Here is an 11,698-nt window from a genome sequence, read left to right as displayed (position 1 = left end):
GCGGCGCTCAGCTCAGGGTCGCGAGCGCCAGCTTCACCGAGAATCCGATGAACAGGCCGCCCACGCTGCTCGCCGCGCCTGCCGCAAGCTTGCGGCGGCGACGGAAATGCTCGGCGAGCCGCGCGCCCGCGAAGATCAGCGTGCTCAGGTACAGGAAGCTCGCGCATTGCGCGATCGCCCCGAGCACGACGAACGACAGCGCGGGATGCGGGAATGCCGGGTCGACGAACTGGATGAAGAACGAGATGAAGAACAGGATCGCCTTCGGGTTCAGCAGGCTCACGATCAGCGCCTTGCGGAACGGCCGCTCCGCATCGACCGAACGCGGCGCGTCGGCCGGCGCATGGGCCGGCGCGCGCAGCTTCTGCCACGCGCTGCGCAGCATGCCGGTGCCGATGTAGAGCAGATACGCGGCGCCGCCGTACTTGACGACGGAGAACAGCAACGGGTTCGCCTTCAGCAGCGACGCGACGCCCGCGGCGGACAGCACCATCAGCACGGTGTCGCCGAGGAACACGCCGCAGGCCGCGCGGTAGCCGGCCTTCACGCCGCGCTGCGCCGCGAGCGACAGCACGTACATCGAGTTCGGCCCCGGCAGCAGGATGATGAAGATCACGCCGAACACGTAGGTCCAGATATCCGTGATGCCGAGTGCGTGGCCGAACATGATGCGAATCTCCCGTTCTTCGGTTGCGTCGGTGACGTCAGGCGTTGTGCTGCTTCGCCGCGTCCATCAGCGCGGTGAAACGGTCGAACAGATAGCCGATGTCGTGCGGGCCGGGCGACGCTTCCGGGTGACCCTGGAAGCAGAACGCCGGCTTGTCGGTGAGCTCGAAGCCCTGCAGCGTGCCGTCGAACAGCGACACGTGCGTCACGCGCGCGTTGGCCGGCAGCGAGTCGGCGTCGACCGCGAAGCCGTGGTTCTGCGACGTGATCACGACACGGCCGTCGCCGAGATCCTTCACCGGGTGGTTCGCGCCGTGGTGGCCGGTCTTCATCTTCAGCGTCTTCGCGCCGACCGCGAGGCCCATGATCTGGTGGCCCAGGCAGATGCCGAAGGTCGGCACGCCGCGCGCGATGAATTCCTTTGCGGCGGCGATCGCGTAGTCGCACGGCTCCGGATCGCCGGGGCCGTTCGACAGGAAGATGCCGTCCGGATTCAGCGCGAGCGCATCGGCCGCGCTCGCCTGCGCGGGCAGGACCGTCACGTGGCAGCCGCGCTCCGCGAGCATGCGCAGGATGTTGTACTTGACGCCGAAATCGTACGCGACGACGCGATACTTCGGCGCTTCCTGCATGCCGTAGCCGCTGCCGAGGCGCCATTCGGTCTGCTTCCACTCGAACGGCTTGTCGGTCGACACGACCTTCGCGAGATCCATGCCGGCAAGACCGGGGAACGAGCGCGCGAGCTCGATCGCCTTCTCCGCGTCGTCCGAGCCCGTCAGGATGCAGCCGTTCTGCGCACCCTTGTCGCGCAGGATCCGGGTCAGCTTGCGGGTGTCGATGCCGGCGATCGCGACGACGCCTTCGTCGCGCAGGTAATCGCCGAGCGTGCGGTCCATGCGGAAGTTCGACGCGAGCGAGGGCAGATCACGGATGATCAGGCCGGCGGCATGGACTTTCGTGGCTTCGACGTCCTCGGCGTTGACGCCGACGTTGCCGATATGCGGATAGGTGAGCGTGACGATCTGGCGCGAGTAGCTCGGATCGGTCAGGATTTCCTGATAGCCGGTGATCGCGGTATTGAACACGACTTCGCCGATCGTGTGGCCTTCGGCCCCGATCGAATAACCACGAAAGACCGTGCCGTCGGCGAGTGCAAGCAAGGCGGGAGTAAAAGACGGCAACACGGGAGGCTCCTTGGGGAACACCCTGCTGCCGACCTGTTTACCCTGCCGCGCGAGCGCCGCGCTGCGTGAGCGCGCGTGGTCGCTAGCTGGACGCGGCTTGCGCTGCGAGCCGCGAACCCGGCGCGTGGCGCACGAGGCTTCGCGGCATCGCCCGGCAGGCGGCGTGCGGCGGATGAACGGGATGAATGAGGTAGGCGCTAGGGTGCGAGGTTGATCAGCACAAACTTTCAAATTATAGCCTGAAAACGGCCCTATCTTCAATCGATATGGCGCGTCCGATCATGCACGCGCGGCGCCCGCCGGCGCGGCGCGACGTGCTGCGGCCCCGTTTCCGCGGCCGCCCTACCCGTCAGCGTACCGCCTGATCAGTGTGCTTGGCCAGCGCCGCGCGCGGGCCATACGTACCAGACCGCGCTCGCGAGCTGCAGCGCGAGCAGCACGCCCCACGCGGTGAAATGCGCGACGGCCGGATAACGGCCGTCGACCGCCGGCCAGTGCGACAGCACCGCGCCGACGCCGATCTGGAATGCAAAGATCAGCAGGAAGATCACGAGCGTGAGCGTCGTGTTCGCTCGGCCGATCAGATGGGCGGGAAAGTGCCCCGCCATCACCGCGTAGGTCAGGATGCCGACGCCGCCGAACATCCCGTAGGCCGCCCACAGCACCGCCGGCGGCAGCGGCGCGCGCGCGACGATCGCGGCCTGGGTCGCGACGAACAGCGCCATGCCCACCCCGCAGAACGCGTAGACGGATACGCCGCGCCGCTCGAGCACGCGCGCCGCCGCGCCGAAACCGACGCAGCCGGCCATCATCGCGAAACCGAGCACCGACACGAGGCGCGCGGCATGCGGCGCATCGAACCCGGCGACGTCGCGCAGGTACGGCCCGACCCACAGCGACTGCATCGCGTAGAACACGCCCTGCGTGACGACCGAGAACGACGCGATCTTCCAGAACGCACGGCTGCTCAGGATGTGCCACGTCCCCTTGAACTGGCTGACGAGCCCGCCCTGGTGGCGCGCCTGCGCAGCTTCGGGCGCCCCGAGGCCGATCGAGGCCGCGACGGCCACCGTCAGCACCGCGAGACCGAAACAGATATCGCGCCAGCTCGTCCAGCCGAGCAGCCAGGTCAGCGGCGAGCCGACCACGACGCCGCCAAGGCCGCCCACGGCCATCACGAGACCGTTGACGAGCGGCAGCCGGCCGACCGGGAAGTGCTGCGCGAGCGCCTTGAACGCCGCGCCGAGACAGACCGACACGCCCACGCCGATCAGCAGCCGGCCGGCCATCATCGTGCCGAGGCTGTGCGCGGCGCCGAACACGGCCGCACCGGCTGCCGCGAACAGCAGCATGCCGGCCGTCACGCGGCGCGGGCCGAAATGGTCGAGCATCACGCCGGCCGGGATCTGCGCACCCGCGAAGCCGAGGAAATACAGACTCGTGAGCAGGCCGAGATTGGCGGCGGACAGCCCGAGTTCGTGCGTGACGAACGGCGCGAAGCCCAGATTGACGCCGCGAAACACGTACGACACGAAATACCCGACCGAAAACAGCGCGAGCACCCTCACCTGCACCGACGACATCGCTTCCCCTCGTTATGTGAAGATTTCCGGCGCGGCGCCCGCGCGCCGCGCACAAACGAAAACGCCGTCACCTCGGTGACGGCGTTTCGTCGCATTTGATCGGATGATAACGCAATCGCGCGAACCGGGCCGGCCGCGCGACGCGTGCGCGACCGCGTTACTTCTTCTTGCCCTTGTGCTCCGCCTTCGCGGGCGCCGCCTTCGACGACTTGGCCGCCGGCTTGGCCGCGGCGCGCTTCGCGCCGTGCGCGGACTTGCCGCCCACCGCCAGGCTCGCGCGCTCGATGTGCGCGCTGCCGACCGACGTCGCGATCCGTTCGGGCCCCGGCTCGGCCGGCACCGCACGGCCGACCGGCACGTGCAGCACGAGCGCCTGGCCGGGCATCGCGAGATCCCGGTGCGTGCGGTTCCAGGCCTTGAGCTGGCCGACCGACACCCCGTAGCGGCCGGCGATCGCCGCCATCGACTGCTTGCGGCGCACGCGGATCAGCATCTTGCGCGTGTCGGGCACGTCGGGTTCCATCGCGAGTACGCCGTTTTCGGCGACATCGGCGCTGATGTCCTCGTCGTCGTCGCCGCCGCGCGGCACGACGATCGTCGAGCCCGGCTTCAGGCGCATGCCGGCCGGAATCTTGTTGACCGCCATCAGCGTATCGGCGTCCACGCCGATCTTCTCGGCGATCGCGGCCGGCCGCGCGCGCTCGCTGACCGTATAGGTGGTCCAGGACGAAAGCTGGCCGTTGTAGGCCTTCAGGTTCTTCTCGAACGCCGACGCGTTGTCGAACGGCAGCAGGATCTGCGGCTCGGTCGCGCCGAGGATCACCGGCTTCGAGAACGACGGGTTCAGCGAGCGGAATTCGTCGAGCGACAGGTTCGCGAGCTTCGCGGCGATCTCCACGTCGATGTCGCGCGACGTCGTGACCGTCACGAAATACGGGTGGTTCGGGATGTCCGGCAGCGTCAGGCCGTACTGCTGCGGGCTCGCGATGATGTTCTTCACCGCCTGCAGCTTCGGCACGTAGTTGCGCGTCTCGTTCGGCATCCGCAGGCTCTGGTAGTCGGTCGGCAGGCCGGCCGCCTGGTTGCGCGCGATCGCGCGCTGCACGTTGCCCTCGCCCCAGTTGTACGCGGCCAGCGCCAGGTACCAGTCGCCGAACATGTCATGCAGGCGCGACAGGTAGTCGAGCGCGGCGCTCGTCGACGCGAGCACGTCGCGGCGCTCGTCCTGCCACATGTTGCGCTTCAGGTTGTAGGTGCGGCCCGTGCCGGGCATGAACTGCCACATGCCGGCCGCCTTCGCGACCGACAGCGCCTGCGGGTTGTACGCGGACTCGATGAACGGCAGCAGCGCAAGCTCGGTCGGCATGTGACGCGCCTCGAGCTCCTCGACGATGTGATACAGGTACTTCTGCGAGCGCTCGGTCATGCGCTGCACGTAATCGGGCCGCTGCGTGTACCAGGTCGTCTGCATGTCGACCAGGTCGCTCTGCAGGTCGGGCATCTGGAAGCCGCGACGAATGCGCCCCCAGAGATCGGAGTCCGCGCTGGTCAGGTCGCCGACGGATTGCTTGTCGACGTCGACGGTTTCCTTGGCAGTGGCTGATTTACGGAGGTAGCTGGACGTCGCCTGCGAATCGGCGGCGTTGTTGGCGACAGGCGGCTGGCTCGCACAGGCGGCGAGCAGCAGAACCACCATCGCACTCAATATAAGTCGCATGAAAATCTCGGCTTCCGACGGCTGGAAATTGCAGGCGATACTACGGAAGTGCGTGCTTCACGTCAATAAAAACACCGAAAACTCAGCGAAATCCTACATTTGGAGCAATTTTTACAGACACCGCTTGAGCTTTGGAGTCCTCCGGAAATGATCACCGGAACCGGTTTTTCCACTCTCGCATCAGCGTGAACGCCGCCAGTCGATCCGGCACCGTTTCGTGCAGTTCGGCTTCGAGCGTCGCGCGGATCGCATCGCTGTCCGCCCGCATGAACGGGTTAACGGCGCGTTCGTGCGCGATCGTAGTGGGCAGCGTCGGCACGCCGCGCGCGCGCAGCGCCTGTGCGTCGTCGCGCCACGCGGCGAGCGCCGCGTTGCCGGGCTCGCATGCGAGCGCGAAGCGGATGTTCGACAGCGTGTATTCGTGGGCGCAGTGCACGCGCGTGTCGCCGGGCAGCGCCGCGAGCGCGTCGAGCGACGCGAGCATCTGCGCGGGCGTGCCTTCGAACAGGCGGCCGCAGCCGCACGAGAACAAGGTGTCGCCGCAGAACACGTGCGGCACCGTGGCGCCCTGCCCGGCCGCCTGGAAGTAGGCAATGTGGCCGCGCGTATGGCCGGGCACGTCGAGCACGTCGAACGCGACGGCCGGCGCGTCGAGCACCACGCGCGCGCCGCCGGACAGCGGCCGCGTGACCACGCCGATCGCCTCGGCCGCCGGGCCGTAAACGGCGAGCGGAACATCGGCCGGTTGGCTATCGCGCAGTGCCGCGACACCGCCGACGTGGTCGGCATGGTGGTGCGTGAGTAAAATAGCGGTCAACCGCCAGCCTCGTTCGGCAAGAACCCGGCGCACGGGCGCGGCTTCACCCGGATCGACGGCGATCGCATCGCGGCCGTCCGAGACGAGCCAGATATAGTTGTCTTCGAATGCCGGCACCGGCACGTATTCCAGCTCGTTCATGGGCGCGCAATCATCGTTATGTCTGACCGACAAATTATAGACTGGCCCGCCTGGACCGACTCGCCGCCCGGCCGCTACGTGCTGGGCTGGGAGCAGGCGCAGCTCGACCGGATCGTGTCCGACGTCTTCGGGTTCCACGCGCTGCAGCTCGGCCTGCCGCAGCTCGACGCGCTGCGCGAGAACCGCATGCCGTATCGCGGCCTCGTGCTCGATCCGGCGAGCGGCGCGAGCGCGCCGTACCAGTATCCGTGGGCGCGCGAGGCGCACACGCCCGAGCACGCGCCCGACGGGCGCAGCACGACCTGGTGCGACCTGCTCGACCTGCCGTTCGAGTCGCAGAGCGTCGACCTGATCGTGATGCCGCATACGCTCGAATTCACGTCCGACCCGCACCGCCTGCTGCGCGAGGCCGAACGCGTGCTGATGCCGGAAGGCCAGCTCGTCATCACCGGCTTCAATTCGCTCAGCCTGTGGGGCATGCGGCAATCGTTCGGGCGCATGGCGAACCATCCGTTCGTGCCGGCCGCGCGCGACCAGATCGCGTTCATCCGGCTCAAGGACTGGATCAAGCTGCTCGGCTTCGACCTCGAACGCGGCCGTTTCGGCTGCTACCGGCCGCCGCTCGCCACCGACAAGTGGCTGGCCCGCTACGGCTTCATGGAAGCCGCCGGCGACCGCTGGTGGCCGATCTTCGGCGCCGTCTACATGGTGACGGCCGTCAAGCGCGTGCGCGGCATGCGCCTCGTCGGCCAGATCAGGATGAAGAAGCCCGTGCTCGCGCCGGGCCTGACGCCGGCGGCCTCCCCGACCACCCATCAAGAACACTCATGACCACCGATACCATCGACATCTATACCGACGGCGCCTGCAAGGGCAACCCCGGCCCCGGCGGCTGGGGCGCACTGATGCGCTACGGCGACCGCGAAAAGGAACTGTTCGGCGGCGAGCCCAACACGACCAACAACCGCATGGAGCTGATGGGCGTGATCGCCGCGCTCGAGGCGCTGAAGCGGCCGTGCCAGGTGATCGTGCACACCGACTCGCAATACGTGCAGAAAGGCATCAGCGAGTGGATCCACGGCTGGAAGAAGAAAGGCTGGATCACCGCGGCGAAGACGCCCGTGAAGAACGCCGACCTGTGGAAGCGGCTCGACGCGCTCGTCGCGCAGCACGAGGTCGAGTGGCGCTGGGTCAAGGGCCACGCGGGCCATCCCGAAAACGAGCGCGCCGACGCGCTCGCGAATCGCGGCGTCGAATCGCTCACGGCCTGAGCACCGGCCGCTCCCCTGTTTTCCTTGTTTTTCCCGACATGCGCCAGATCATTCTCGATACCGAAACCACCGGCCTGAACGCCCGCACGGGCGACCGCCTCATCGAAATCGGCTGCGTCGAGCTGCTGAACCGGCGGCTCACCGGCAACAACCTGCATTTCTACGTGAACCCCGAGCGCGACAGCGATCCGGGCGCGCTGGCGGTGCACGGCCTCACGACCGAATTCCTCAGCGACAAGCCGAAGTTCGCGGAAGTCGCCGACCAGATTCGCGATTTCGTGCAGGACGCCGAGCTGATCATCCACAACGCGCCGTTCGACCTCGGGTTCCTCGACGCCGAATTCTCGCGGCTCGGCCTGCCGCCGTTCACCGAGCATTGCGGCGGCGTGATCGACACGCTGGTGCAGGCCAAGCAGATGTTCCCCGGCAAGCGCAACTCGCTCGACGCGCTGTGCGACCGCTTCGGCATCAGCAACGCGCACCGTACGCTGCACGGCGCGCTGCTCGACTCGGAACTGCTCGCCGAGGTGTATCTCGCGATGACGCGCGGCCAGGACAGCCTCGTGATCGACATGCTCGACGACGCGGGCGCCGACGGCGGCGCGGGCAACGGCCAGCGCGTGTCGCTCGCCGCGCTCGACCTGGCCGTGGTGACCGCGAGCGACGACGAACTTGCCGCGCACCACGCGCAACTCGACGAGCTCGACAAATCGGTCAAGGGCACCTGCGTATGGCGCAAGCCCGCCGACGCGGGCGCCGCCGAGCCGGCCTGACGCACCCGGCCCGCGCCGCAGTCGCGCTCACGCGCGCGGCTGCAGCGCGATGACCGCCATCCCGCCGAGCGCGAGCACCGCGCCGGCCACGTCCCAGCGGGTCAGCGCGACGCCGTCGACCACCCGCAGCCAGATCAGCGCAACGGCGATATACACGCCGCCGTACGCCGCGTAGGTGCGCCCCGCCGCGCTCGGGTGCAGCGTCAGCAGCCACGCGAACAGCGCGAGCGACAGCGCGGCCGGCACCAGCAGCCAGGCCGGGCGCCCGGCTTTCAGCACGAGCCACGGCAGGTAGCAGCCGACGATTTCGGCCAGCGCGGTGGCGGCAAACAGCGCCGCGATCCTCATCAGTTCGGTCATCCGGTTCCTCGCGAATTCACCCCCGCCAACGGGGTTGCGCGGGCCCGCCGCGCGCCGCCGATCATACCCGAGCGGCCCCCGCCGGACGGGCGTCTCCCGGCAATTTGCACGATCATCCGTCATCGTGCTATCATGTCGCCTGTTTCAACATTCAATCTCTGTCTATTCGATTTCGGGAGAAGTCCGTCCGCGTGTTGCGGGCCGGCCCTTCGATCGAAATTGCATCCACAGGAAAGCCCGCCCGACAGGCCCGCTTTTCTCGTTTCGCTGCCCCTCCGGGGTGCTCGCCGGAACGCCGGACATCGTCCGCGCCGGCATCTGCCGCCTGCATCACGCGGCCCATTCTTCATGAGCGCACTGTCGCGACGGCCCGCCGGGCCCGCGTCGAAGCAGTCCCTTCAGGCCCTTTACCGCCCGTTGTGCAGTAAGTGCTTAATGGCTTGCCCCGACGCGCCGCACACGACACCACGCTCGCCGGCAAACCGTGTCGGACGGCCCGCCCGTTCCGGCGCAGTCAAAGGAGTGCATGACCTTGACCGCAACACACGTCAGCCCGACCGCTGCTGCTTCCTCCGCCTCGCCGTCCGGCGAGGCCCCGCTCGCCGCCGACGACATCACCGTCGTCGACCAGAGCCTCCTCAAGCGCGCCGTCAGCGCGATGGCCATCGGCAATGCGATGGAATGGTTCGACTTCGGCGTCTACAGCTACATCGCCGTCACGCTCGGCAAGGTGTTCTTCCCGTCCAGCAGCCCGTCCGCGCAATTGCTCGCGACCTTCGGCACGTTCGCGGCCGCGTTCCTCGTGCGCCCGCTCGGCGGCATGGTGTTCGGCCCGCTCGGCGATCGCATCGGCCGCCAGCGCGTGCTCGCCGCCACGATGATCATGATGGCCGTCGGCACCTTCGCGATCGGCCTGATTCCCAGCTATGCGTCCATCGGCATCATGGCGCCCGTGCTGCTGCTCGTCGCGCGTCTCGTGCAGGGTTTCTCGACCGGCGGCGAATACGGCGGCGCAGCCACCTTCATCGCCGAATTCTCGACCGACAAGCGGCGCGGCTTCATGGGCAGCTTCCTCGAGTTCGGTACGCTGATCGGCTATGTGCTGGGGGCCGGCGTCGTCGCGCTGCTCACCGCGTCGCTGTCGCAGGAAGCGCTGCTGTCGTGGGGCTGGCGCGTGCCGTTCCTGATCGCCGGCCCGCTCGGCCTGATCGGCCTCTACATCCGGATGAAGCTCGAGGAAACGCCCGCGTTCAAGCGCCAGGCCGAAGCGCGCGAAGCGCAGGACAAGGCCGTGCCGAAGGCGCGCTTCCGCGACACGCTGATGCGCAACTGGCGCGCGCTGCTGCTGTGCGTCGGCCTCGTGCTGATCTTCAACGTGACCGACTACATGGTGCTGTCGTACCTGCCGAGCTTCATGTCGTCGACGCTGCACTTCGACGAATCGCACAGCCTCGTGCTCGTGCTGATCGTGATGGTGCTGATGATGCCGATGACGCTCGCCGCGGGCCGCCTGTCCGACAAGGTCGGCCGCAAGCCCGTGATGCTCGCCGGCTGTATCGGCCTGCTCGCGCTGTCGATTCCGTCGATGACGCTGATCCATGCGGGCACCACGGCCTCGGTGTTCGGCGGCCTGCTGATCCTCGGCGTGCTGCTGTCGTGCTTTACCGGCGTGATGCCGTCGGCGCTGCCGGCGCTGTTCCCGACCGAGATCCGCTACGGCGCGCTCGCGATCGGCTTCAACGTGTCGGTGTCGCTGTTCGGCGGCACGACGCCGCTCGTGACCGCATGGCTCGTCGACGTGACCCACAACCTGATGATGCCCGCGTACTACATGATGGGCGCGGCCGTGATCGGCATCGTGTCGGTGCTCGCGCTCGCCGAAACCGCGCGCCAGCCGCTCAAGGGCTCGCCGCCGGCCGTCGCGACGCGCCGCGAAGCCCACCAGTTGGCGCGCCAGATGCGCGAGGACGACGATGCGCAGCCGTACGGCGTCGTATCGACCGCGCGCGCCTGAGCGTCGACCATGAAAAAGGCCCCGGCCGAAGCCGGGGCCCGATCGAACCCGATCCGCCCGACCGGCTCACGCCGGCCGGGCTTTTTTTCAGCGATCCGCCGCAAGCGCGCTCATGCCTGCGCCTCGCAGTGACGGCAGAAGATCAGTGCGCGCGAGCGCGACACCGCCGCCTGTGCGCCTCGGGTCGCGACGATCAGTCCGATCTGGCCGAGATTGAAGTCGCGCTCGACCATCAGTTGCGTCAGCGCGGCAAGCGGCAACACGACGGACGGGTGGTACAGGCTCGATTCGATCAGGGCTTTCATGTTCGGCTCCATCAGGCAACGCGTGATTCGATGGAGTGAATTCTAGGGATCGGCCGGCCCCGGATAAACCGCGCGAATGCGAAGTCACTTGTCAGCGTTCGCGAACAATCGGCAGCGGTTTGCCCGCCCGGGCCCGGCGCGCGCCGGATCTCGGCCCGCGGCGGTCGATCGCCCCGCGCGAACCGGCCTCAGACCAGCGGCGTCCCGACGAACGCCGGCAGCGCTTCCGCCCGGGCCGAATGCGCGGCCAGCGCCGGATAGCGGGCCGGATCGATCCGCGCGAGCGCCGGGTAATCGGCCGCCATGAACTGCGTGAAGCGCCATGCCACCGCGACCGTCACGTCGGCTTGCAGCGGACGCGCGCCGCCCAGCCAGCCGTTCGCCGCCGCCACGAGCGGCTCCAGTGCGCCGTACGCCCCTTCGAGCTGGCCCATCACGCGCTCGAGCCACGGCGCGTGCTGCTTGTCGGCCGGGCGCAGCGCCTGCTCGTAGATGACCTGCACGGTCTTCTCGGCCGCCGCCAGCGCAAAACCGACCGGCACGAGCGCCCGCAGCCGCGCCTCCACGGCGTCGGGCAGCAGGCGCCGCTCCGGCTCAACCAGGTGATCGAGATAGTCGACGATCAGCGACGAATCGAGCAGCGTCGTGCCGTCGCCGGTCACGAGCGTCGGCGCCTTGACGACCGGGTTGAGCGCCTTGAACTGCTCGAAATGACGGAATACCGAAACCGGCTCGTGTTCGAACGGCAGGTCGAGCAGCTTCGCCGAAATGGCGACACGTCGCACGAATGGGGAATCCAGCATGCCGATCAGCTTCATCGCAAACGCTCCGCTCGAGGGGAATGGGACCGACGACTGTAGCAGCGTT

General features: G+C 68.1%; 12 protein-coding genes. 4 read left to right on the top strand and 8 right to left on the bottom strand.

Annotated elements, in window-relative coordinates:
• Positions 1 to 7 precede the first annotated feature (7 nt).
• From leuE to gloB, 5 genes are all read right to left on the bottom strand, one after another.
• A complete protein-coding gene (gene leuE / locus GQ57_RS11150) occupies positions 8 to 667 on the bottom strand; it encodes a leucine efflux protein LeuE (RefSeq protein WP_031401001.1) in 660 nt (219 codons plus the stop codon).
• A 37-nt stretch (positions 668 to 704) separates the two neighbouring features.
• On the bottom strand, positions 705 to 1,850 hold the full coding sequence (gene carA / locus GQ57_RS11145; protein WP_031401002.1) for a glutamine-hydrolyzing carbamoyl-phosphate synthase small subunit: 1,146 nt from the start codon (positions 1,848 to 1,850) through the stop codon (positions 705 to 707).
• A gap of 365 nt (positions 1,851 to 2,215) precedes the next feature.
• Positions 2,216 to 3,433, bottom strand: coding sequence for an MFS transporter (locus tag GQ57_RS11140; RefSeq protein ID WP_034197901.1), 1,218 nt, complete (start codon positions 3,431 to 3,433; stop codon positions 2,216 to 2,218).
• 157 nt (positions 3,434 to 3,590) lie between these two features.
• Positions 3,591 to 5,150 (bottom strand): transglycosylase SLT domain-containing protein, encoded by a 1,560-nt coding sequence (locus GQ57_RS11135; protein WP_034197900.1) that lies wholly within the window; start codon positions 5,148 to 5,150, stop codon positions 3,591 to 3,593.
• 151 nt (positions 5,151 to 5,301) lie between these two features.
• Entirely contained in the window at positions 5,302 to 6,108 is an 807-nt protein-coding gene (gene gloB / locus GQ57_RS11130) for a hydroxyacylglutathione hydrolase (RefSeq protein ID WP_034197899.1), read from the bottom strand.
• 18 nt (positions 6,109 to 6,126) lie between these two features.
• On the opposite strand from gloB, the gene GQ57_RS11125 reads away from it, so the two are divergent.
• Genes GQ57_RS11125 through dnaQ form a run of 3 tightly spaced genes read left to right on the top strand, consistent with a single transcriptional unit; the run spans position 6,127 to position 8,152 of the window.
• Positions 6,127 to 6,939 (top strand): class I SAM-dependent methyltransferase, encoded by an 813-nt coding sequence (locus GQ57_RS11125; RefSeq protein ID WP_031401006.1) that lies wholly within the window; start codon positions 6,127 to 6,129, stop codon positions 6,937 to 6,939.
• Entirely contained in the window at positions 6,936 to 7,379 is a 444-nt protein-coding gene (rnhA, locus tag GQ57_RS11120; RefSeq protein WP_031401007.1) for a ribonuclease HI, read from the top strand. Before GQ57_RS11125 ends, rnhA begins: the two co-directional genes overlap by 4 nt.
• Before the next feature lie 38 nt (positions 7,380 to 7,417).
• A complete protein-coding gene (gene dnaQ, locus GQ57_RS11115) occupies positions 7,418 to 8,152 on the top strand; it encodes a DNA polymerase III subunit epsilon (protein ID WP_034197898.1) in 735 nt (244 codons plus the stop codon).
• Between the two features lie 27 nt (positions 8,153 to 8,179).
• On the opposite strand, the gene GQ57_RS11110 is transcribed toward dnaQ, so the two are convergent.
• Positions 8,180 to 8,512, bottom strand: coding sequence for a YnfA family protein (locus GQ57_RS11110; protein WP_011545077.1), 333 nt, complete (start codon positions 8,510 to 8,512; stop codon positions 8,180 to 8,182).
• 526 nt (positions 8,513 to 9,038) lie between these two features.
• On the opposite strand from GQ57_RS11110, the gene proP reads away from it, so the two are divergent.
• Entirely contained in the window at positions 9,039 to 10,526 is a 1,488-nt protein-coding gene (gene proP / locus GQ57_RS11105; RefSeq protein WP_034197897.1) for a glycine betaine/L-proline transporter ProP, read from the top strand.
• A 110-nt stretch (positions 10,527 to 10,636) separates the two neighbouring features.
• Here the strand turns inward: proP and GQ57_RS11100 are convergent, their stop codons facing one another.
• Complete coding sequence (locus GQ57_RS11100; RefSeq protein ID WP_031401010.1) at positions 10,637 to 10,843, bottom strand: hypothetical protein; 207 nt, start codon at positions 10,841 to 10,843, stop codon at positions 10,637 to 10,639.
• Between the two features lie 176 nt (positions 10,844 to 11,019).
• Positions 11,020 to 11,649 (bottom strand): glutathione S-transferase family protein, encoded by a 630-nt coding sequence (locus GQ57_RS11095; RefSeq protein WP_034197896.1) that lies wholly within the window; start codon positions 11,647 to 11,649, stop codon positions 11,020 to 11,022.
• Positions 11,650 to 11,698: the final 49 nt, after the last annotated feature.

It is taken from the genome of Burkholderia sp. MSh2 (assembly GCF_000731655.1).
In the GTDB taxonomy this organism is placed as follows: domain Bacteria; phylum Pseudomonadota; class Gammaproteobacteria; order Burkholderiales; family Burkholderiaceae; genus Burkholderia; species Burkholderia paludis.
Note: the sequence above shows the minus strand (reverse complement) of the source record. Positions and strands in the feature narration are given on the sequence as shown.

Bases quoted from the DNA above. Each gene is read 5' to 3' on its own strand.
- leuE (WP_031401001.1), bottom strand. From the start codon at position 667: ATGTTCGGCCACGCACTCGGCATCACGGATATCTGGACCTACGTGTTC.
- GQ57_RS11140 (WP_034197901.1), bottom strand. From the start codon at position 3,433: ATGTCGTCGGTGCAGGTGAGGGTGCTCGCGCTGTTTTCGGTCGGGTAT.
- GQ57_RS11135 (WP_034197900.1), bottom strand. From the start codon at position 5,150: ATGCGACTTATATTGAGTGCGATGGTGGTTCTGCTGCTCGCCGCCTGT.
- gloB (WP_034197899.1), bottom strand. From the start codon at position 6,108: ATGAACGAGCTGGAATACGTGCCGGTGCCGGCATTCGAAGACAACTAT.
- GQ57_RS11125 (WP_031401006.1), top strand. From the start codon at position 6,127: ATGTCTGACCGACAAATTATAGACTGGCCCGCCTGGACCGACTCGCCG.
- rnhA (WP_031401007.1), top strand. From the start codon at position 6,936: ATGACCACCGATACCATCGACATCTATACCGACGGCGCCTGCAAGGGC.
- dnaQ (WP_034197898.1), top strand. From the start codon at position 7,418: ATGCGCCAGATCATTCTCGATACCGAAACCACCGGCCTGAACGCCCGC.
- GQ57_RS11110 (WP_011545077.1), bottom strand. From the start codon at position 8,512: ATGACCGAACTGATGAGGATCGCGGCGCTGTTTGCCGCCACCGCGCTG.
- proP (WP_034197897.1), top strand. From the start codon at position 9,039: ATGACCTTGACCGCAACACACGTCAGCCCGACCGCTGCTGCTTCCTCC.
- GQ57_RS11100 (WP_031401010.1), bottom strand. From the start codon at position 10,843: ATGGAGCCGAACATGAAAGCCCTGATCGAATCGAGCCTGTACCACCCG.
- GQ57_RS11095 (WP_034197896.1), bottom strand. From the start codon at position 11,649: ATGAAGCTGATCGGCATGCTGGATTCCCCATTCGTGCGACGTGTCGCC.